The following is an 18,747-nucleotide window of genomic DNA, read 5'->3' as shown; positions in this document are numbered from 1 at the left end:
CGGAGTGCCCGTCGTCAGATGGGTACACCGCAGGTCAGGGCAGATGACGGGGCAGACGACGCCGCACGTATCATCGGTGAATCGTTCAAACCTGCGGGATGGCACCGGGCATTTCGTCCGCTCGGCTGTCCCGACCCGCATTCCTGTTCCGACCGAATTCTTCCTCCTGCAACATGCCGGCTTCGACCGGCTCTTCAGCGGCGCCCCGGCTCGCGGCAGCGGATTCGTTTCCGCAACCTCGCGAGCCTTGCCGGCGGCCGCTCCTATGGAAATTTCTGATGGCCAACAAAATGCTTATCGATGCCACCCACCCGGAAGAGACCCGGGTCGTGGTGGTGCGCGGATCCCGCGTCGAAGAGTTTGATTTCGAATCCGCAAGCCGCAAGCCGCTCCGCGGCAACATCTACCTCGCCAAGGTAACCCGCGTGGAGCCGTCGCTCCAGGCGGCCTTCGTCGAGTATGGCGGCAACCGGCACGGCTTCCTCGCCTTCTCCGAGATTCATCCGGACTACTACCAGATCCCGGTCGCCGACCGGCAGGCGCTCCTCGACGACGAGGCCCGTGCCGAACGGGATGAGGAGCGCGACGAGGAGCGGCGCGAGAAGCGCGGCCGCCGCGGCCGCCGCGGCGATCGCGACAACCGCGCCAAGAAGGCGGCTGCCGACGAGACCGTCTCCGCCGAGATCGAGGTTACTAACGACAGCGCCGGCGAGCACGTCGAGACCGACGGCAAGGAAGCCGCCATGGTCAACGAGGGCGCGCCTGCCTTCGGCCAGGTCTTCGCCCCCGACGTCGCGGAATCGACGACCGAGGACGCAGCCGAGAACGCTGCCCCCCTGACCTTCGAGACGGTCGCCGCGCCGCAGGCCGACGCCAGCGAGCAGGCGACGGAAGCCCGCAAGCCCTCCGACGACGAGGGCGGCGAGGATGACGGCAACGACGAACAGGACGAGCACGAGGAGCAGCCCGAGCAGCTCGGCGGCGGCGACGCCCTCGACGACATGCCGGAGCGCCCGCACCGCCAGTCGCGCCGCCAGTACAAGATCCAGGAGGTGATCAAGCGCCGCCAGATCATCCTGGTCCAGGTCGTCAAGGAGGAGCGCGGCAACAAGGGTGCGGCGCTGACCACCTATCTCTCGCTCGCCGGCCGCTATTCGGTGCTGATGCCGAACACCGGCAAGGGCGGCGGCATCTCGCGCAAGATCACCAACGCCGAGGACCGCAAGCGGCTCAAGGAGATCGCCCAGGAGCTGGAGGTGCCGGAGGGGATGGGTCTCATCCTGCGCACGGCCGGCGCTTCGCGCACCAAGGTCGAGATCAAGCGCGACTACGAGTACTTGATGCGGATGTGGGAGAGCGTGCGCGAGCTGACGCTCGCCTCGGTCGCGCCTGCGCTGGTCTATGAGGAGGGCAACCTCGTCAAGCGCTCGATCCGCGATCTCTACAACAAGGACATCGACGAGGTTCACGTCGCCGGCGAGACGGCCTATCGCGAGGCCAAGGACTTCATGCGCATGCTCATGCCGAGCCATGCCAAGAGCGTGAAGCCCTATCGCGAGCAGACTCCGCTCTTCGCCGCCTTCGGCGTCGAGAGCCAGCTCGACGCGATGTTCTCGAACACGGTGACGCTGAAGTCCGGCGGCTACCTCGTCATCAACCAGACCGAGGCGCTGGTCGCGATCGACATCAACTCAGGCCGCTCGACGCGCGAGCACAACATCGAGGACACGGCCCTCAAGACCAATCTCGAAGCGGCCGAGGAAATCTCCCGCCAGCTGCGCTTGCGCGACCTCGCCGGTCTCATCGTGATCGACTTCATCGACATGGAGGAGAATCGGAACAACCGCGCCGTCGAGAAGAAGCTGAAGGAATGCCTGAAGGACGATCGCGCCCGCATCCAGGTCGGCCGCATCTCGGCCTTCGGCCTGCTGGAGATGTCGCGCCAGCGCATCCGCACCGGCGTGCTCGAATCGTCCTCGGTGCCTTGCCCGCACTGCGCCGGCGCCGGCATGATCCGCTCGACGCCGTCGGTCGCGCTGCAGATCCTGCGCGCGCTGGAGGAGACGTTGATCAAGAGCGCCTCGCACAACCTCACCGTCCGCACCCGGCCGGAAGTCGCGCTCTACGTCCTCAACCAGAAGCGCGCGCATCTGGCGGATCTCGAAAACCGCTTCGCCATCGCGATCACGATCTCGACCGACCCGAACCTGCTCGGCACCCGTTACTTCGAGGTCGAGCGCGGCGAATTTGTCGGCAATGAGGCTCGCGTGGTGCCCTCACCCTTCAAGGCCGAGGCCATTGCCTCCGACGTCGACGACGAAGCGCTCGATGCCGCCGCCGAAGCCGCGGCCCTCGATGCCGAAACCGGCGACAGCGAAACCGCCGCGGGCGACACCCAGGACGAGCGCGGCGATGCCGAAGGCCGCGACGGTCGTCGGCGCCGCCCGCGTCGGCGCCGTCGGCGGGGTGGCGAGCGCGACCAGCAGAACCTGCAGGGCGAAGGCGCCGCCGGCGAGGACGATGACGAAGGCGACGATGAGGGCGAGGACTCCGTCGCCACCGAAACCGTCACCGTCGAGATCGCAGCCGAGGCCCCGGCGGCTGAAGCTGTAGAGGCAACGGAAGCCGTCGTCGTCGAAGAAGGGGCGCCGCCGGCCGAGGAGGCCAAGCCGAAGCGCAGTCGCGCCCGCAAGCCGAAGGCCGCGAAGGAAGCCGAAGCTGCCAAGGCCCCCGAAGCCGCTGAAGCCGTGGTGGTCGAGGCCGCCCCGGCCGAGAAGCCGAAGCGTAGCCGTTCGCGCAAGAAGGTGGTGCCCATAACCGAAGACGGCGCGGCGGTCGAACCCGCTCCGTCGGCGCCCGAGCCGGTCGCCGAGAAGCCTGCAAAGGCCGCTGCGGAACCGGCGGCCAGCGAGCCTGCGCCTGCGCCCGAACCCGAGGCACCTGCGCCCCGAGCACCGGCGGAGGAGCCCGTCGCAGTCGTCCTGACCGAGCCGGATCCGACGCGGCCGAAGCGCGGCGGCTGGTGGAACAGGCTCGCCGGCCGCTCCTAAGCCGAAGCGACATCACGAGATCGAAAAGGCCCGCTGTTCCGCAGCGGGCCTTTTTCGTGGTGAAGCATGCCATTGGCCGGTGCCGCGAAACACGGCATGATCGCCCATCGCGAAATGCCGTGACGGAGCCTGCATGTCGCCGCCGCGCAGTCCGGAGCGCCTTGTCTTGACCGTCCTCTCGGCGGCAGCGCTTCTGGTGCTCGCCGCCCTCGCCTGGCGTGCGGCCGGCTGGTTTGGAGTCGGTCTCCTCGGGCTGCTCGTCCTGTTTATCGCGGTCCGGGTCGATCTCGAAGGCGACCGACCCATCGGCCCGCAAATGACGCCGGGCCTCTATGCCGAGCAGTATCGCAGCGAGAGCGCGGACAGCAGCGCCCGCGCAAGCCGTCGCGCCGAGCGTCTATCGGTGGCCACCGCCGCACAATTCGCTCGCCTCTTCGGCGCCGCGCTGGCGATCGTCGGCTTCGGCCTGTTCCTGCTGCTCTGATCCGCTCAGCCCGCCGCTGGCGCCAGCGGCGTCGGCGGCGGCACGGTTGAGATGGCCGCGGCCGCTCCAGCCTGTACGCCCTGGTCGCCGCCGCGAACCGTGACCGCATTCGAGGCGAAGGGAATCCGGGCCTCGTTCAGCGCCCGATAGACCCGCTTCAGCGCCTCGCGCTGCAGCATCGAGGCCTGGTTCGGCTTGCCGGTGAATTTCAGCCGGATGACGATGGCGCTGTCGGTGATGTCGGCGACGCCCTGCATCTTGAGTGGGGCGATGAAATGCGGGCCGAACTCAGGATCCTCCAGTAGCGCGATGCCGGTCTTCTTGATCGCCTTTCGCGCCTGCTCGATATCGGCCGAATGGTCGAGGCGGACATTGAACTTCACCGTCGCCCAGTCGCGGCTGGCATTGGTCAACGACTGAACCTGGCCGAACGGCACGGTGTGGATCTGGCCGCTCTGATGGCGCAGTTGCATCGAGCGCAGCGAGATCTTCTCGACCGTGCCCTTGAGGCGGCCCGTATCGACGTATTCGCCGACCCGGAACGCATCCTCCAGCATGAAGAACAATCCCGAGACGATGTCACGCACCAGGGCCTGTGAGCCGAAGGAAATCGCCAGACCGAGGATACCGAAACCGGCGAGCAGCGGCCCGATATCGACACCGAGCCGCGAGAGCACGATCAGGATCGTCAGTCCGAGCACCGCGCCCAGCACGACGCCGCGCAGGACCGGCAGCACCGTTGCCAGCCGTGTCGGCACGCTGGCCTCATGGACAACATCCTCGTCGGCGGGGCCGATGGTGACGCGCTGCGGCGTATAGCCATCGAAGAAACTGTGCAGGAAAACCAGCGCGACCCAGCCGGCAAAGGCAAAGACGGCGACGCCAGCGATCTGGCGCATGACGACGGCGAACTCGCTGGAGGTCACCCCGAGCAGCAGCCCGGCCCAGAGCCGTGCGAGGATGAAGAAGCCCGCAGCCCAGATCACGCCGACCGCGGCAGCTCGAAAGGCGGCGCTGCCAGCCTGCGACAGCGGCGTCGTGCCCACAATGGCTTCGCGGCGAGCCGCGCGGCAGTTCAGCAGGCTCGACACGCCGATGACCAGGATGGGGATCAGGATGATCGCCACCTCGGTCAGCGCAGCCGCTTCCGCCCAGCGCCCGCCATTGGTCATCATTGCCGCGGCGCAGCTGACCAGCCAGAGCACGATGGTCACCGCCATGTAGAACCAGGCAGCGCCGGCGGCAACGAGGCGCCGCAGCGGTCCCGGCTGCTGTGCACCGCTCAGAATCAAGACGGCCAGATCGTGGCGCACATCGTTGAAGAACCACAGCTTGAACAGCATCAACGCAAAGCCGGTGAGAGCGATGAGTCCTGTTGCCGGCAGCGGGCCGGTCCCGACATGGTGAGCCAGAAGGATGCTCGTCACCGCAAGAGGCGTGGCCACGGCATAGAAGATCAACGAGCGGTAATGCCGTTCGGCACGCGGCAGCGGCATCAGGCGCCGCTCTGGCCTGCCGGGCGCGAGCAGGAATCGCCCAACGGCGATGTAGAGAGCCCCGATCGCCGCGCCGTTGGTGACCGTCGTCAGCGCAAACATCGCGAGGTCGCTTTCAGGCAGCCAGGCATTGCGGGCGAGCCGCACCGTGACCAGCGCCAGCATGATGGTGGCGACATCCTGGAGCAGCCCCCAGCCGGCGGCGATGAGACGCGGCGTGAATTCCGGCCCCGCAGGCTGGCGCCTGCGCGCGAACCAGGCAGTGCTCGCAAGGCGGAAGGCAAACCCGACGGCCAGTGCGAGGCAAAGGATGCCGAAGCTGCGCCAGCCGGCCGAGGGGCCATTTCGGCCGTTGAGGTTGCGCTCCCAGGCCTGCTCCCAATCCACCGGCAACTGGACGATGCTCGGGATCGCCGTCCCGCCGTAGTCGAGCCCACCGACGATGCGATCGACGACGGCGTTGAGCTGCCCCTGAAAGCCCTCCTCTTCCGCCATGGAGCGCGGGGCGGACTCGGGGGTGGCTGCGTCGGGCTTGGAGGCTGCTGCTGCGGCAGCGGGCGCCGCGGCGTTCGTCCCGCCGATCCGGACCTCGACCTGTCGGCCCGCACTCGACAACGCGTCGACCATCTTGCGGATCGTTTCCGGTGTCTCGTCCCCGCGCAGGGTCAGAACGACCGGCGACGAGGGTTGCGCGCGCACGGCTGGAATGAAGGTCGTAGCCGACAGGGCCAGCGCCGCCAGAAGCCCGGCAACGCCCCTCTTCAGGCGCCCCCAGCCGACCGCTGCCTCGTCCATGGCCCGTCTCCGCTTCACTGCGACTGCAGCAGAATGCTGACCTTCCGCAAATTCTGGCAAGAGCCAGCTTGCAATCGCCCCCTCAGCGGGTCTTGAGCCAGCTCCCGAGGCGCGAAACCGCCTCCTCGCATTCGGCCAGCGAGCCGGCGAAGGAGAGCCTGACCGTCCGCGCCCCGCGCGCCTCGTCGAAGTCGAGACCGGGCGTGATCGCGACCCCTGCCCGTTCGAGCGCGCTGCGACAGAAGCTCATCGAATCGTTCGAATACCGGCCGATATCGAGATAGATGTAGAAGGCGCCGTCGACCGGCAGGAAATCGCTCAATCCGATCTCGGGCAGGGCCTTGAGCAGAAAGGCGCGGTTGGCGGCATAGCCGGCCTTGATCGCCTCGCATTCCTCGGTGGCGTCGAAGGCCGCCTCCCCCGCGATTTGGCTCAGATAAGGCACCGAGATCGAAAAATTCTGCTGAAGCCGCTCGATGGTACGCACCAGCCGCTCCGGCACTACCAGCCAGCCGACACGCCAGCCGGTCATGCAATAATACTTCGAGAACGAGTTGACGATGATTGCATCGGGATCGGCGGCGAGCGCCGTTGTCGCCGGCGCTTCATAGGTCAGGCCATGGTAGATCTCGTCCGAGATATACCAGAGCCCGAGCTTGCGGCAGCAGGCTGCGACGTCGGCGATGGCGCCCGGACTCATCACCACGCCGGTCGGATTGGCCGGGCTCATCGTCAGCACGCCGGCGAGCGGTTTCTCGCGATGGGCGCACTCGATCAATTCCGGCGTCAGCGCGAAACGGGTCTCGGGCCCAACCTCGATCGCCACCGGCTCCAGCCCGAGCGCGATCAGGATGTTGCGATAGGCTGGATAGCCCGGTGCCGTGATCGCCACGCGCGCGCCCGGTTGGAAGCAGGCGAGAAAGGCGAGAATGAAGCCGCCGGAAGAGCCGGTCGTGACCACGACGCGCTCCGTCGCCACGTCCACGCCATAGCTCTCGCGATAATGGCGGGCAATGCGAGCCCTCAGCGAATCCGTGCCCAGCGCCTGGGTGTACCCGATCCGACCATCCTCCAGCGCATGCGAGACCGCTGTACGGATCGAGCGCGGCGTCGGGGCCGAGGGTTGGCCGACCTCCATATGCACGACCGAGCCGCCCTTGCGTTCGATGGCTGCGGCCTGGCTCATCACGTCCATGACGATGAAAGGCGCGACGCGCTCGGCCCGCTCGGCAAGCGCGGGCAGCTGTGCGGGCGGAACGGGCTTCTGCATCGTCGTATCCGGTCTGGACAATCGGCGAGCGGGCTTAACCGAGCCGACCGCCGGCGGCAACCACTGGCAAAGCTGTGATTTGACGCTGGCTCGCGAAACACCCACAAGCACGGGCTGAAATGCTCTTCGGCATCACGTCGCCGGTCGACCGATGTCCATGAAAGGATGACGAAATGGCTTTCCCGACCTTCTCCAGCCTGGCGCGCGCCTGCCTGCGCCCTGCCGGCCTCGCGCTCGGCGTCTGGCTCGCGACGGTCGCCGGCCCGGCCATGGCGCAAGGCCAGGCGCCGCTGACGCCCGAGCAGCGCAAGGCCATCGTCGATCTCGTCCGCGAGACCATCGTCAAGAATCCCGAGATCATCCAGGACGCGCTGGTCGAGCTCGAGCGCCGTAACACGGTGGCGCAGGCCGAGGCCCAGCGCGGCGCCGTCGCGGCCGAGAAGGCCAGGATCTCCGATCCGGCCACCTCGGTCATCATCGGCAATCCGGAAGGCGACCTCACCCTCGTCGAGTTCATGGATTACAATTGCGGCTTCTGCAAAAGGGCGATGCAGGACGTGACCGCTCTCTCCAAGGCCGACCCGAAGCTGCGCGTCGTGCTCAAGGACTTCCCGATCCTCGGCCCCGATTCGGTCGAGGCGAGCCGCGTCGCGATCGCGGTCAAGAATCAGCTCCAGGGCCCGAAGTACTTCGATTTCCACAACAAGCTGATGGGCGTGAAGGGCCGCGTGAACGGCGCCAAGGCGATCGAGATCGCCAAGGAGCTCGGCGTCGACGTCGAACGCGTGCGCAAGGACATGGACGCTCCGGCAACCAAGGCCTCGATCGAGGATACGGTCGCGCTCGGCGATCGTCTGGGCCTGACGGGCACGCCCGCCTTCATCATCGGGGACGAGATCGTCTTCGGCGCGGTCGGCCAGGATGCCCTCAAGCAGAAGCTCGATTCGGTCCGCCGCTGCGGCAAGACCGAGTGCGCCGGCTGATCCAGCCCTGCTTTAACACCTTTCGCGGGTCGGCGAGGAAGCCTACAGGCTTCCCCTGCCGGCCCGCAGCGTTTATGAGAGCGGCGTCCGCCGCCTCGCGCGGTTTATGGAATTCACATCCTTCATGGTCGCCACGCTTGCTCCGAACGGCTGTTCCTGCGCTCTGCCGGAAACGTTCGCGGCACTGGCCGCCTGAAATGAAACGAGCGGGATAGCGGTACAGCCGTTGTTCCAAGCGAAGTCCGAACAAGACGGTGACATCCGCCATGGCGACCAAGAGCCCGATCGACCCAGATCTCGTCCGCGAGCTTGCGGAACTGCTGAATCAGACCGATCTCACCGAGATCGAGGTCGAGAAGGGCGATCTGCGCGTCCGCGTCGCCCGCAGCCTCGCGACGACCGTGCATGTCCCGGCTGCCGCTCCGCTCCCGGTCGCCGCTGCTGCTGTCGCCCCTGCTCCGGCCGCTCCCGCCGCGCCGGAGGCCAAGCCCGGCGCCAGCCATCCCGGCGCCGTCACCTCTCCGATGGTTGGCACCGCTTATCGCCGCCCCTCGCCCGAGGCCAAGCCCTTCGTCGAGGTCGGCAGCGTGGTGAAGCAGGGTGAGCGCATCCTGCTCGTCGAGGCGATGAAGACCTTCAACGATATCGTCGCCCCGCGCGCCGGCAAGGTTACCGCCGTCCTGGTCGAGGATGGCCAGCCGGTGGAATATGGCGAGCCGCTGCTGGTGATCGAGTGACGGCCGGGCGCAAGGACGGCGAGATCAAGATGTTCGACAAGATCCTGATCGCCAACCGCGGAGAGATCGCGCTGCGCGTGCTGCGCGCCGCCAAGGAGCTCGGCATCGCCACCGTCGCGGTCCACTCGACCGCCGACGCCAACGCCATGCATGTCCGCCTCGCCGACGAGAGCGTCTGCATCGGCCCGCCCCCGGCCCGCGAAAGCTATCTCAATATCCCGGCGCTGATCGCAGCCTGCGAGATCACCGGCGCCGACGCAGTCCATCCCGGCTATGGCTTCCTTTCGGAGAATGCCCGCTTCGCCGAGATCCTGGAACAGCACAACATCACCTTCATCGGCCCCAAGGCCGAGCATATCCGCAGCATGGGCGACAAGATCGAGGCCAAGCGCACTGCCAAGCGCCTCGGCATCCCCTGCGTGCCCGGGTCGGAAGGCGGTGTCTCGGACGACGCCGAAGCCCTGAAGATCGTCCGCGAGATCGGCTTCCCCGTCATCATCAAGGCGGCCTCCGGCGGCGGCGGCAAGGGCATGAAGGTGGTGCGCAACGAGGAGGAGCTCTCCGTCCTGCTCGCCACCGCCCGCAGCGAGGCCAAGGCCAATTTTGGCGACGACGCTGTCTATATCGAGAAGTATCTCGAGAAGCCGCGCCACATAGAAATCCAGGTACTCGGCGACGGCCGCGGCAATGCCATCCACCTCGGCGAGCGCGATTGCTCGCTGCAGCGCCGCCATCAGAAGGTCTGGGAAGAAGGCGGTTCGCCCGCGCTCAATGCCGGCGAGCGCGATCGCATCGGCGAGGTCTGCGCCAAGGCGATGTCCGAGCTCGGCTATCTCGGCGCCGGCACGATCGAGTTCCTCTATGAGGACGGCGAGTTCTACTTCATCGAGATGAACACCCGCATCCAGGTCGAGCATCCGGTGACCGAGATGATCACCGGCATCGACCTGGTCAACGAGCAGATCCGCATCGCCGCCGGCGCGCCGCTCTCGCTGAAGCAGTCGGACGTCGTCTTCGAGGGCCACGCCATCGAGTGCCGGGTCAATGCCGAGCACCCGGCGACCTTCCGTCCCTCGCCCGGCAAGATCACCTCGTTCCACACGCCGGGCGGCCTCGGCGTGCGCGTCGATTCAGCCGCCTATCAGGGCTATGTGATCCCGCCGCATTACGATTCGCTGGTCGGCAAGCTCATCGTCCACGGCCGCAATCGCGAGGAATGCCTGATGCGCCTGCGCCGCGCGCTCGACGAGTTCGTCGTCGACGGCGTCGATACCACGCTGCCGCTGTTCCGGACGCTGGTGCGTAATCCCGACATCCTCAACGGCGATTACAACATCCACTGGCTCGAGAAATTCCTCGCCGCCGGCGGCATGGACGAGCCACAGGCCTGAGCGCGCGGCATCGCCGGAAACGACAAAGCCCCTCGCATCGCGAGGGGCTTTTCATTCGGTCGGCAGCGGCCTGCAGGCTGGCTCAAACCGCCTCCAGCAATCCCTTGATCAGCGCCTGGCGTGGCGCGATGGAGGAAATCAGCCCGTATTCCTGCAGCGTGTGCGCACCATCACCGTCGATACCGAGCCCATCGAGCGTCGGCACACCGAGCGCGGCGGTGAAGTTGCCGTCCGAGCCCCCACCCGTCATCGGGCAATCCTGCAGGTCGAAGCCGATTCCGGCCGCGACCTCGCGCGCGACCTCGAACAGCTTCGTCACCTCCGTGGACTTCTCGTAGGGTGGCCGGTTCATGCCGCCGGTGATGCGAATCGTCACGTCGGGGTCGTGGGCCTTCAGGCTCAGGATCCGGTTCTCCATCATCGTCCCGTCGGCGAGCGTCGTGACGCGGCAATCGACGCTGAACCAGGCATGCTGCGGAATGACATTCGCCGCCGTGCCACCGCCCATCAGCGCGACGCTGGTGGTGATGCCGCGCGCATAGTCGGTCATGCCCTCGACGGCGAGGATCTGGTGCGCCGCCTCGCGGATGGCGCTACGGCCATCGGCATGGCGCGAACCGGCGTGGGCGGGCCGGCCTTCCAGCCGGACGTCGAAGCGCCCGACGCCCTTGCGCGCCGTAACGATCTTGCCGCCGAGCCGAGCCGGCTCGGTCACCAGTACCGCGGCAGAACCGCGACCGATCTCCTCGATCAGGCCACGGCTCGTCGGAGAGCCGATTTCCTCGTCCGGCGTGAACAGGAACACCATCGGCCGTTTGGCCGTCCCCGCCTTCGCCACGTCCTTGAAGGCCTGCAGAGCGAGCCAGGCACCGCCCTTCATGTCGTAGACGCCGGGCCCGTAAAGCCTGTCGCCCTCGATACGCACCGGCAGGTCCTTCGTGCTCGTGCCGACGGGGTGCACCGTGTCGAGATGCGACATCAGCGCCACGGCCGGCTGACCATTGTCGAGCCCCGCCCGCAGCGCCACCATGTCACCAAGCCCGTCGCGGCCAGGGATCCGCTCGATGGCGATCGGCAGGCCAGCAACCTCCTTGGCGACGAGATCCATCATGCCGTTGACCCCGGCGGGATGGCTGGTCGGACTCTCAAGCGCAACCCAGACGGAGAGCGCGGCGGCGGCATCGGTGTGTGTCATGCCCCGATCTATCGCGAAGAGACCGGCGCGGGACAAGTGCATTCTACGTGCGCGTGCCCTGGCGAGTGGGCATGGCGGAACGCGCAGGCGCATCCTGGGCTGCACGGGGAGGCGAATGGCCTCAAAGACACCATGCCAAATGATGCTGGACAGTCTTCCAGGCGCCCCGACATGGCCGCGTCATCATTTCATGAGAGCTTCCACTGCCGATGCGCATTTCTGCTCTTGCCAAGGCGAGGCGCATTGATTAGACCCCGGCTCACCAACGCGAGCGCTTGCGCCGCGGCGTTGGGGGATCGTCTAACGGTAGGACCCCAGACTCTGACTCTGGTTGTCTAGGTTCGAATCCTAGTCCCCCAGCCACTCCCGCATGAGTGGCGCTTCCTGATACCGGCAGGAACGAACGGCCCTCTCGCTCTGACATTCCCGCTGCCTTCGCCTGCGGCGCTGCGAGAATCTGCGGTCTCGAAGAGACGTCAGCCCACTCGTTCGTGAAGACGAGCTGCAGGCGTGAGCCGCTCTACCTGTCGGCGCCTCACCTCAGCCGCGCAACGCTTCTCAAGTCTTCGGCCGTGGTCGAGGGGAACCCGAAGAATTCCAGATAGGCGGGAATCTGCTCGAACAGCATGTCCTTGCCGACCTGCACCGCGCAGCCGCGCGCCCGCGCCGCAGCCAGAAAGGGCGTGATCTCCTCGGCCATCACCACCTCGCCGACGAAGGTTGAGGGATCGAGGCGCGCGATCTCCAGCGGCAACGGGTCGCCCGGCTTCATGCCGAGCGGCGTGGCGTTGACGACGATGTCGAAACCGGTGGGATCGTTCGAGCCCAGCGAAAGCGCGAGTGCCGGATAGTAGCGGACGAGCCGCGCGCCAAGCGCCTCGGCAGCGGTTCCGTTGATGTCGTAGAGCCCAAGCGCGCTCACGCCGGCCTTGGCGAGAGACGCCGCAATGGCGGAGCCGACGCCGCCAGCCCCCAGCACCAGCGCCCGCTTGCCGGCAATCTCGCGCCCCTTGCGCAGCACACCGCGCACGAAGCCCTCGCCGTCGAACATCTCTCCCGCCAGGCGACCGTCAGGCTCGCGACGCACCGCATTGCACGCACCAGCGATGGCTGCGGTGGGCAGCAGCTCGTCGACAAGGCTGATGGTCGTGACCTTGTGCGGCATGGTCACCAACGCGCCATGGGCATTCGAGAGCCGGAAGACCAATCTCAGGAAATCCTGATAATCCTCAGGCCGGCAGCCCATCGGCACCACGACGGCGTCGATGCCCTCACGTTCGAAATAAGGATTGTAGATCATCGGCGCCTTGAAGCTCTCGGTCGGATAGCCGAGATGCGCGATAAGCCGTGTCGTGCCGGTGATCATGCCGCGCTCGCCGATGCAGTCGACAGGAAGACGGTCTCGCCCGAGCGGGCCGCGCGCTTGACGGCGTCGATCACGGCAAGGGTTGCAAGACCTTCGCGACCGGAAGCGATGGGTGCAGCACCGTTGCGGATCACGTCACAGAAATGGCGAACCTGGCGCGCGAGCGGGTCTTCCGGAACGAAGGGGACGCGCTCGCGCACCAGCGGCTCCCACCAGCTCCGCTTGTCGCGGTTCGACCAGATCTCGAGCTGAGGGATGGTGAGCGCGCCATGCGTGCCGCCGATCTGGTAGCAGGATTGGTCCTGCTGCGGATAGGCCGGGTTCTCGCCGGTCGTCAGCTCCCAGCTCCAGGGAGCGACGATCGTGTCGGAGACAGTGACCGTGGCGAGCACGCCGCTGGCGAAGCGCAGCAGGATCGCAGCGGTTTCCTCCGCGGCATGGCCCCTGACGGCGTTCGCACTCAGCGCTTGGACCGAGACGACCTCGCCGCAGAGATAGCGGAAGAGGTCCACATCATGGATGAGATTGAGCAGGATCGGCCCTGCTCCCTCCTCCCGGCGCCAGTCCGCCTCGAAATAATCGTCCGGCTTCATCAGCCAGAAATGACCGTGGATGGCCAGCACGCGGCCGAGCCGGCCGCTCTCGACGATCTCCTTCGCCTTGGCGATCATCGGATTGTAGCGGCGGTGATGGCCGGTGAGCAGCGGCACCCCTGCCCGCTCGGCCGCCTCGACGAGCCGTGACGCTCCGGCGAGATCGTCAGCCAAGGGCTTCTCGACGATAGCGGGAATGCCGGCTTCGATCGCCTCGAGGCCGTTCGCGACATGGAGCTGGTTCGGCGTCGCGATGATGACGCCTTCGGGCCTGTCTGCTGCGACGAGCTCGGCGAAGCTGCGATGCCAACGTGTATTCAGGCGCTGCGCCAGCTCACGTCCGGCGTCGGACGGATCGACGATGGCCGAGAGGACCGCACCCGGCTCACGCGCGATGTGCTCGGCGTGGCGCTTGCCGATCAGGCCGGCGCCGACGACCGCGAGTTTGACCGGTGCCATGTTCAGCTCCGCTGCAATCCGTGTCCGGCCGCCGTCACTTCGATGCGTCGTCGATCAGCTTCGCGATGCGCCTCAGCCCGAGCTGGTAACCCTGCGTGCCGAAGCCCGCGATAACGCCGTCGGAGCGCATCGAGACATAGGAGTGATGCCGGAAGGCCTCGCGCTTATGCACCTGCGAGATATGGCACTCGATCACCGGCCCCTCGAAAGTGTTGAGCGCATCGAGAATCGCCACCGAGGTATGGGTGAAGGCGGCCGGGTTGATGACGATGCCGACGCCGTCCTCGCGCGCCTCGTGAATCCAGTCGATCAGCTCGTACTCGCGGTTGGACTGATGGAAGCGCAGCTCCAGCTTCAGCTCCTCAGCCAGCTTGCGGCAGTCGCGCTCGACATCGGCCAGGGTCTCGTGGCCATAGATATGCGGTTGACGCTTGCCGAGCAGGTTGAGGTTCGGGCCGTTGAGAACATAGACGAGACGGGACATCGATCGCATTCCATTGTGGGAGCCCTGGCTTTGCCGGGCTGCCGTTTCAGTGCTTCTGCAGGATTTCGCCGAGAAATTTCCGCGTCCGCTCATGGCGCGGGTTGCGGAAGAACTCCTCGGGCGGCGCCTCTTCGACGATCGCGCCGCTCGCCATGAAGATGACCCGATCGGCCACTTGCCGCGCGAAGCCCATCTCATGGGTGACGCAGATCATGGTCATGCCTTCTTCGGCGAGCCCGATCATGGTGTCGAGCACTTCCTTGACCATCTCTGGGTCGAGCGCGGAGGTCGGCTCGTCGAACAGCACCACCTTCGGCTTCATGCAGAGCGCCCGCGCGATGGCGACGCGCTGCTGCTGGCCGCCCGAAAGCTGGGCCGGATATTTCCCGGCCTGCTCGAGGATCTTGACGCGTTCCAGCAGCTTGCGTGCCGTCGCCTCGGCTTCCGCCTTGCTAACGCCGAGCGAGCGCATCGGCGCCAGCATGCAGTTTTGGAGCACGGTCATGTGCGGGAACAGGTTGAAGTGCTGGAAGACCATGCCGACCTCGCGGCGCACCGCATCGATCGTCTTCGCATCGTCGCCCAGCCGCGTGCCACCGACCCGGATCTCGCCCTTCTGGTAGCTCTCCAGATGGTTGATGCAGCGGATCAGCGTCGACTTGCCCGAGCCCGACGGCCCGCAAAGCACGATCTTCTCGCCTTTGCGGACCGCGAGGTTGATGTCGGTCAGGGCCTGGAAGTCGCCATACCATTTCTCGACATGCGCCATGGCGATCATGGCGTCCGCCGAAGCGTCATTTCGCGCAGCTGGCTGGTTCATGGCCCTGATGTCCGATCTCTTGCTGGCTCAGCTCGCGGTGAAGGAGATGCCTTCGAGACTGTCCGGGAACTTGTGCACCGGCACCTTCATCCACTTGTCGTAGACCTTCTGCAGCTCGCCATTGGCCTTGATCTTGTCGATGAAGGTGTTGATCGCGGCGTTGATCTCCTTCTCGCCGAGACGGGTGCAGGCGCCGTTGTAGAGGTTCTGGAATTCGAGCTTGTTCTCGAACTCGCCCGGGCGGCCCTGCTCGATGCGCTGCATGTAGAAGATGTTGCCGCCGAGCGCCTGGACCTGGCCGGAAACCAGGGCCTGGATCGACGGCGCATCGCCGTCATAGCGACGGATCGTGGTGCCGGAGGGAGCGTTCTTCGTCACCTGCGTGTCCTGCGCCGCGCCCTTGGCAACGCCGATCGTGTACTTCGCCATGTCGGCATTGGTGGTGATCTTGTCCTTCTTCGGACCGATCAGCACGATGGTGTTGGCGACATAGGGCTTCGAGAATTGCACCGCCTTGGCACGCTCCGGCAGCATCGCCATGGTGGCGAAGAGCACATCGACGCGACCGGTCGTCAGCGCCGGAATGCGGTTGTTGACCTCCAGCGGCACGAACTCGACCTCGACGCCGAGTTCCTTGGCGAAGAGCGTGGCGATGTCGGCGTCGAGGCCGTCCTGCTTGCCGGCGCTGGTGACGAAGCCCCACGGCGGGTTGTCGCCCTGGATACCGACCACGATCTTGCCTTTGGCCTTGATCTCGGCCGGCGTGATTGCCTGGGCCTGGCTGCCGAGCAGAGCCGGCAGCGCGAGCGCGGCAGCACCGGCGGCGAGGATGCTCCTGCGGGTCGTCTTGGTCATGTTTCTCTCCCTCTGTCGTGCCCTGCTCGGGCTTCTGCGATGAACTTGAGTTGCGGCCTCAGCGCGAGGCTATGGCCATGCGCCGCTCCAGATGCGCCCCGTAGAGCGACAACGGCCAGCAGATCAGGAAATAGAGGATGCCGACGATCCCGAAGACGAGCAGCGGCTTGAAGATCTGGTTCGAGACGATGTTGCCGGCCCGCGTCAGCTCGGTGAAGCCGACGATGGCCGCAAGCGACGTGCCCTTGATGAGCTGGACGAGGAAACCGATCGTCGCCGGCAGCGAGATGCGGATCGCCTGCGGCAGGACGACGTCCTTCATCCGCGAGACATAGTGCAAGCTGAGCGCCTTCGCCGCCTCTGTCTGGCCGCGCGGCACGGCCTCGATCGAGCCGCGCCAGATCTCGCCGAGATAAGCGCTGGCATGCAGGGTGAATCCGATCGCCACCGCGACCCAGGCATCGAGCCTCAAGCCGATCAGGGCGAGCCCGTAATAGACCACGAAGAGCTGCATCAGGAGCGGGGTACCCTGGAACAGGGCGATGTAACCGGAGGTAACGCGCTCCAGCGGCGCGACGCCCGAGGTGCGCAGGAGCGCAACTGCCAGCCCGAAGATGCCGCCGCCGATGAAGCCGACGATCGAGAGCAGCACCGTCCATTTCAGGCCGGTCAGCAGGAAGAGGAATTCGGCCTCGCCCATGGTCCCCTCCTCACTTCACCGGATAGCTGAAGTAGCGCTGCGAAATCGCTGCGAAGAAACGCATCATCACCCAGGAGATGACGAGGTAGAACAGCGTGATCGTTCCGTAGACCTCGAAGGAGCGGAAGCTGGTCGTTTCGATCTGCTGCGCCACCGAGGTGAGCTCATAGGCTGAGATCGCGGAGCAGACGCTGGTGGTCAGGGTGAGCAGCACGAACTGGCTGGTGAGCGACGGGAAGATCGCGCGCAGAGCCGGTTTCAGCACGATCAGCCGGAAGACCTGCGCCTTGTGCAGCCCGAGCGCCAGCCCCGCCTCGATCTGTCCCTTGCTGATAGACTGCACGCCGCCGCGGATAATCTCGATGGCGTAGGCGCCGCCATTGATGCCGAGCGCGATGATCGCGGTCGGCGTCGGATCGAGCCGGACGCCCGCCAGCGGCAGCGCGAAATAGATGAAGAAGATCTGCACCAGGAAGGGCGTGTTCCGCACCAGCTCGACGAAGGCCTTCACCAGGAAGCGAACCAGAGCAAACCGGGAGTCGCGCAGGATCACACCGCCGATGCCGATCACGATGGCGAGCGCCATGCCGCCCAGCGCGAGCCAGAAAGTGCCGAGGCACGCCAGCAGCAGATCCGGCAACCCCTCGATCACCGGCGTGAAATCGAGCTTGTAATTCATTCTCTCTCCCTGGACGGCCGACCTTCTATCGGGTCGATCCGGAGCCTTCCCTCGATGGAGCCTCTTGGCGGGCCCTGTGTTTCGACAGCTTGCGTCGCTGCGACAGAATGATAAATGTACTGATTAGTTCAATTGGTCAAGCGCAATGTACCGCCCTGTCCATTTCACGACGACGGCCCCTGCTGGCCGGCGGCAAGTCGTAAGCGAGGCATCGTGACGAAGCCGGCCGAAACGCCCCCCGGCAAGCGCCGCCAGGCATCCTGGACCCAGGACCCCGAAGGCGTACGCCGCAACATTCTCGAAGTGGCGCGGGCGGAGTTCGTCGAGAATGGGCTCAGTGGCGCCCGCGTCGACGACATCGCGGCCAAGACTGCGACCAGCAAGCGGATGATCTACTACTATTTCGGAGACAAGGAGGGGCTCTATCGCGCCGTCCTCGAAGCTATGTACGACCGCATCCGCAGCTTCGAGCGCAGCCTCGACCTCGATGCCCTGCCTCCCGAAGAAGCGATGACGAAGCTGACGGAGGCCACCTTCGACTATCACATCGAAAACCCCGACTTCGTGCGCATGGTAATGGTTGAGAACGTGCATCACGCCCGGCATCTCAAGGCCTCGCGCACCATCGCTCGCCTCAACAGCTCGGTCGTCGACGTCACCCGCAGCATCTACGAACGCGGTGTCGCGGCAGGGCTGTTTCGCTCGGGGCTGGAGTCGCTCGATATCTCCCTGACGATCAGCGCGCTCAGCATCTACAATGTTTCGCACCGGGCGACGGTCGGACAGGTCTTCGATTACGACATGTGCACGCCGGACGCCCTCGCGCGCCGCCGCAGCATGACCGTGGCCGCTGTCCTGGGCATGTTGCGGCGCTAGAGCGTTCGTCTATCCGCAGCTCATTTCCGCTCGACGAGCCCGACCATCGCCTGGATCGCGAGTTCGTAGCCGGCCGCACCCAGCCCAGCGATGACAGCTGTCACGGCACGAGACACCAGCGAGTTGTGGTAGATCGCCTCGCGCGTATGGATGTTGGAGATGTGCAGCTCGATCTTGGGACCGTCGAACATCTTCAGGGAATCGAGCAGCGCGACCGAGGTGAAGCTGTAGCCGGCTGGATTGATGATGATGCCGCGGGCCTCTTGCCGAGCCTGGTGCACGCTCTCGACCAGCTCGCCCTCGAAATTCGTCTGGCGGAAATCGATCTCGTAGCCGAGCGAGCGCGCCTTCTCCTCGCAGCGTGCCTTGATCTCGGCCAGCGTCGTCGTGCCGTAGATCGCCGGCTCGCGTTGGCCGAGAAGGTTCAGGTTCGGGCCGTTCAGAACGAAAATGCGCTTGCTCAACTCACTCTCCGATCAACAGGATGCCAGCGGCCCGCCCGATCCTGGACCGC

17 protein-coding genes and 1 tRNA gene are annotated in these 18,747 nt (G+C 66.0%); 7 read left to right on the top strand and 11 right to left on the bottom strand.

The annotated features are described in order from the left end of the window. The first annotated feature begins 278 nt into the window (after window positions 1-278). Together CE453_RS14090 and CE453_RS14085 are read left to right on the top strand one after the other, a co-directional pair. Entirely contained in the window at window positions 279-3,050 is a 2,772-nt protein-coding gene (locus tag CE453_RS14090; protein ID WP_089175162.1) for a ribonuclease E/G, read from the top strand. 166 nt (window positions 3,051-3,216) lie between these two features. Further along, complete coding sequence (locus CE453_RS14085) at window positions 3,217-3,534, top strand: hypothetical protein (protein ID WP_157733037.1); 318 nt, start codon at window positions 3,217-3,219, stop codon at window positions 3,532-3,534. Between the two features lie 5 nt (window positions 3,535-3,539). Here CE453_RS14085 and CE453_RS14080 read toward each other — a convergent pair whose 3' ends face one another. Both CE453_RS14080 and CE453_RS14075 read right to left on the bottom strand, forming a co-directional pair. Further along, on the bottom strand, window positions 3,540-5,825 hold the full coding sequence (locus tag CE453_RS14080; RefSeq protein WP_089175160.1) for a mechanosensitive ion channel family protein: 2,286 nt from the start codon (window positions 5,823-5,825) through the stop codon (window positions 3,540-3,542). A gap of 82 nt (window positions 5,826-5,907) precedes the next feature. Next, window positions 5,908-7,095, bottom strand: coding sequence for an aminotransferase class I/II-fold pyridoxal phosphate-dependent enzyme (locus CE453_RS14075; protein WP_089175159.1), 1,188 nt, complete (start codon window positions 7,093-7,095; stop codon window positions 5,908-5,910). Between the two features lie 173 nt (window positions 7,096-7,268). Here CE453_RS14075 and CE453_RS14070 point away from each other — a divergent pair, with 173 nt between their 5' ends. From CE453_RS14070 to accC, 3 genes are all read left to right on the top strand, one after another. After that, window positions 7,269-8,078: a DsbA family protein gene (locus CE453_RS14070; protein WP_089175158.1), complete on the top strand. Its 810-nt coding sequence runs from the start codon at window positions 7,269-7,271 to the stop codon at window positions 8,076-8,078. A 266-nt stretch (window positions 8,079-8,344) separates the two neighbouring features. After that, window positions 8,345-8,815, top strand: coding sequence for an acetyl-CoA carboxylase biotin carboxyl carrier protein (gene accB / locus CE453_RS14065; protein ID WP_089175157.1), 471 nt, complete (start codon window positions 8,345-8,347; stop codon window positions 8,813-8,815). Window positions 8,816-8,844: 29 nt separating this feature from the next. Then, window positions 8,845-10,206, top strand: a complete 1,362-nt coding sequence (gene accC / locus CE453_RS14060) for an acetyl-CoA carboxylase biotin carboxylase subunit (protein ID WP_089177891.1) — start codon at window positions 8,845-8,847, stop codon at window positions 10,204-10,206. Between the two features lie 82 nt (window positions 10,207-10,288). Here the strand turns inward: accC and CE453_RS14055 are convergent, their stop codons facing one another. Next, on the bottom strand, window positions 10,289-11,401 hold the full coding sequence (locus CE453_RS14055; RefSeq protein ID WP_089175156.1) for a M20 family metallopeptidase: 1,113 nt from the start codon (window positions 11,399-11,401) through the stop codon (window positions 10,289-10,291). A gap of 289 nt (window positions 11,402-11,690) precedes the next feature. Here CE453_RS14055 and CE453_RS14050 point away from each other — a divergent pair. Next, window positions 11,691-11,764: transfer RNA gene (locus CE453_RS14050), tRNA-Gln, on the top strand. A gap of 172 nt (window positions 11,765-11,936) precedes the next feature. Here CE453_RS14050 and CE453_RS14045 read toward each other — a convergent pair. The 7 genes from CE453_RS14045 to CE453_RS14015 form a co-directional block, all read right to left on the bottom strand. Beyond that, complete coding sequence (locus CE453_RS14045; RefSeq protein WP_089175155.1) at window positions 11,937-12,767, bottom strand: shikimate dehydrogenase family protein; 831 nt, start codon at window positions 12,765-12,767, stop codon at window positions 11,937-11,939. After that, complete coding sequence (locus tag CE453_RS14040; protein ID WP_089175154.1) at window positions 12,764-13,819, bottom strand: Gfo/Idh/MocA family protein; 1,056 nt, start codon at window positions 13,817-13,819, stop codon at window positions 12,764-12,766. Before CE453_RS14040 ends, CE453_RS14045 begins: the two co-directional genes overlap by 4 nt. Window positions 13,820-13,853: 34 nt before the next feature. Then, window positions 13,854-14,303: a type II 3-dehydroquinate dehydratase gene (gene aroQ / locus CE453_RS14035; protein ID WP_089177890.1), complete on the bottom strand. Its 450-nt coding sequence runs from the start codon at window positions 14,301-14,303 to the stop codon at window positions 13,854-13,856. A 46-nt stretch (window positions 14,304-14,349) separates the two neighbouring features. Then, window positions 14,350-15,081: an amino acid ABC transporter ATP-binding protein gene (locus tag CE453_RS14030; protein ID WP_089177889.1), complete on the bottom strand. Its 732-nt coding sequence runs from the start codon at window positions 15,079-15,081 to the stop codon at window positions 14,350-14,352. 69 nt (window positions 15,082-15,150) lie between these two features. Then, on the bottom strand, window positions 15,151-15,978 hold the full coding sequence (locus tag CE453_RS14025; RefSeq protein ID WP_089175153.1) for a transporter substrate-binding domain-containing protein: 828 nt from the start codon (window positions 15,976-15,978) through the stop codon (window positions 15,151-15,153). Window positions 15,979-16,036: 58 nt separating this feature from the next. Next, a complete protein-coding gene (locus CE453_RS14020) occupies window positions 16,037-16,678 on the bottom strand; it encodes an amino acid ABC transporter permease (RefSeq protein ID WP_089175152.1) in 642 nt (213 codons plus the stop codon). Between the two features lie 10 nt (window positions 16,679-16,688). Then, window positions 16,689-17,357, bottom strand: coding sequence for an amino acid ABC transporter permease (locus CE453_RS14015; protein ID WP_089175151.1), 669 nt, complete (start codon window positions 17,355-17,357; stop codon window positions 16,689-16,691). Between the two features lie 213 nt (window positions 17,358-17,570). Here CE453_RS14015 and CE453_RS14010 point away from each other — a divergent pair, with 213 nt between their 5' ends. Then, the gene (locus tag CE453_RS14010) at window positions 17,571-18,233 is read left to right on the top strand and encodes a TetR/AcrR family transcriptional regulator (RefSeq protein ID WP_248308066.1); all 663 of its coding nucleotides are present in this window, start codon (window positions 17,571-17,573) and stop codon (window positions 18,231-18,233) included. Window positions 18,234-18,253: 20 nt separating this feature from the next. On the opposite strand, the gene CE453_RS14005 is transcribed toward CE453_RS14010, so the two are convergent. Next, window positions 18,254-18,697 carry a type II 3-dehydroquinate dehydratase gene (locus CE453_RS14005; protein WP_089175150.1) on the bottom strand — a complete coding sequence of 148 codons (444 nt, stop codon included), beginning with the start codon at window positions 18,695-18,697 and terminating at the stop codon, window positions 18,254-18,256. Window positions 18,698-18,747 lie beyond the last annotated feature (50 nt).

Origin of the sequence: Bosea sp. AS-1 (assembly GCF_002220095.1) — a bacterium.
In the GTDB taxonomy this organism is placed as follows: Bacteria; Pseudomonadota; Alphaproteobacteria; order Rhizobiales; family Beijerinckiaceae; genus Allobosea.
Note: the sequence above shows the minus strand (reverse complement) of the source record. Positions and strands in the feature narration are given on the sequence as shown.

What these genes read in the sequence shown, in the direction of transcription:
- CE453_RS14090 (WP_089175162.1), top strand. Translation starts at nt 279, where the DNA reads ATGGCCAACAAAATGCTTATCGATGCCACCCACCCGGAAGAGACCCGG.
- CE453_RS14080 (WP_089175160.1), bottom strand. Translation starts at nt 5,825, where the DNA reads ATGGACGAGGCAGCGGTCGGCTGGGGGCGCCTGAAGAGGGGCGTTGCC.
- CE453_RS14075 (WP_089175159.1), bottom strand. Translation starts at nt 7,095, where the DNA reads ATGCAGAAGCCCGTTCCGCCCGCACAGCTGCCCGCGCTTGCCGAGCGG.
- CE453_RS14070 (WP_089175158.1), top strand. Translation starts at nt 7,269, where the DNA reads ATGGCTTTCCCGACCTTCTCCAGCCTGGCGCGCGCCTGCCTGCGCCCT.
- accB (WP_089175157.1), top strand. Translation starts at nt 8,345, where the DNA reads ATGGCGACCAAGAGCCCGATCGACCCAGATCTCGTCCGCGAGCTTGCG.
- accC (WP_089177891.1), top strand. Translation starts at nt 8,845, where the DNA reads ATGTTCGACAAGATCCTGATCGCCAACCGCGGAGAGATCGCGCTGCGC.
- CE453_RS14055 (WP_089175156.1), bottom strand. Translation starts at nt 11,401, where the DNA reads ATGACACACACCGATGCCGCCGCCGCGCTCTCCGTCTGGGTTGCGCTT.
- CE453_RS14045 (WP_089175155.1), bottom strand. Translation starts at nt 12,767, where the DNA reads ATGATCACCGGCACGACACGGCTTATCGCGCATCTCGGCTATCCGACC.
- CE453_RS14040 (WP_089175154.1), bottom strand. Translation starts at nt 13,819, where the DNA reads ATGGCACCGGTCAAACTCGCGGTCGTCGGCGCCGGCCTGATCGGCAAG.
- aroQ (WP_089177890.1), bottom strand. Translation starts at nt 14,303, where the DNA reads ATGTCCCGTCTCGTCTATGTTCTCAACGGCCCGAACCTCAACCTGCTC.
- CE453_RS14030 (WP_089177889.1), bottom strand. Translation starts at nt 15,081, where the DNA reads ATGATCGCCATGGCGCATGTCGAGAAATGGTATGGCGACTTCCAGGCC.
- CE453_RS14025 (WP_089175153.1), bottom strand. Translation starts at nt 15,978, where the DNA reads ATGACCAAGACGACCCGCAGGAGCATCCTCGCCGCCGGTGCTGCCGCG.
- CE453_RS14020 (WP_089175152.1), bottom strand. Translation starts at nt 16,678, where the DNA reads ATGGGCGAGGCCGAATTCCTCTTCCTGCTGACCGGCCTGAAATGGACG.
- CE453_RS14015 (WP_089175151.1), bottom strand. Translation starts at nt 17,357, where the DNA reads ATGAATTACAAGCTCGATTTCACGCCGGTGATCGAGGGGTTGCCGGAT.